Source organism: Polymorphospora sp. NPDC051019, from assembly GCF_040683055.1.
Lineage (GTDB): Bacteria > Actinomycetota > Actinomycetes > Mycobacteriales > Micromonosporaceae > Polymorphospora > Polymorphospora lycopeni.
Genome location: NZ_JBFBCH010000055.1, coordinates 1 through 1,026, shown reverse-complemented (window position 1 = coordinate 1,026; position 1,026 = coordinate 1). Strand labels below are relative to the sequence as shown.

Here is a 1,026-nt window from a genome sequence, read left to right as displayed (position 1 = left end):
CGCGCTGGCTCCTGATTGGCCCGCTGATCGGCGTAATGCCTCAGTCACCAGGGCTAAAACCGTCTCGTGGTCCACGCCTTGGGCGGCCGCGCGGGTGGACAGCACCTCGGCCATGTGCCGTAGATCAGATACATCGCGGACATCGGGTGGGACGGTGACAACGGTCCCGTGCCGGCGGGCCACTCGGACGAGGCCTGCGGCCTGCAACTCCTGATACGCGCGAGCAACAGTGTTGACGGCGATGCCGAGGTCCGCGGCCAATGCTCGGACGGTGGGCAAACGGTCGCCCTCCCGCAGCACGCCGGTGCGCACAAAAGCAGCGATCTGGGACCGGATCTGCTCGTAGACCGGTGACGGCGACGCCACATCGACCACGAGACTCGGTATCACGGTGTCGCCCGCCCGCTCGGCAGCGTCCGGCGCCAGGCTGATCGGGAGAACCGCAGGACCGGCAGCACACTGATCAAGGCCCCCGCGGCCGCGAGCATCACACCGGTCAGCGCCACGATGAGCCCGCTGATGTGCCAGAGCCCGCCGGTGAAAGCCTCCGCGACGGCGACGCCCGCAGCAAAACACGCGCCGCCGGCGGCGATGAGCAGAGCTGCGGCACAGCCGCTCAGCACGCGCTGGCCCGACAACCGGCGCAGGCTGGCGTCCGCGGTGAACTCCTGGAGGGCCGGCCGGGCCTCGATCAGCCGTAGAGCCGCCGCGCACACAATCATCACCATGAGTGCGCCCCCCAGCAACGAGACGCCGTAGGCAAATCCGGGGAAGATGCCAGCGGTGAAGTCGCTGACCGCCAAGCGGCTGGATCCGGGATTCCCATACGCCAACGCCTGTCCGCTCGAATCGGCTAGCTGCGCGCCAACCACCACGATCATCACCAACAGCACAAAGGATGCAATGCATAGCCACAGAAGCCAGCCACCTGCGATGTCCCGAAAGGAGCGCCGGACCAGCGCTGCGCGGCGCACATCACCGAGTCGGCGCCGTAGCACCAGTTCGCCGCAGACCACGATGACGGCG

The 1,026-nt window shown here is 68.0% G+C and carries 2 protein-coding genes; both read right to left on the bottom strand.

What is annotated here, in order from left to right:
• On the bottom strand, positions 1-375 hold a 375-nt coding region (locus AB0M79_RS36330), incomplete at its 3' end, for a GntR family transcriptional regulator (RefSeq protein WP_364223377.1).
• 11 nt (positions 376-386) lie between these two features.
• The coding region (locus AB0M79_RS36325; RefSeq protein ID WP_364223374.1) for a hypothetical protein at positions 387-1,026 on the bottom strand (640 nt) is incomplete at its 5' end.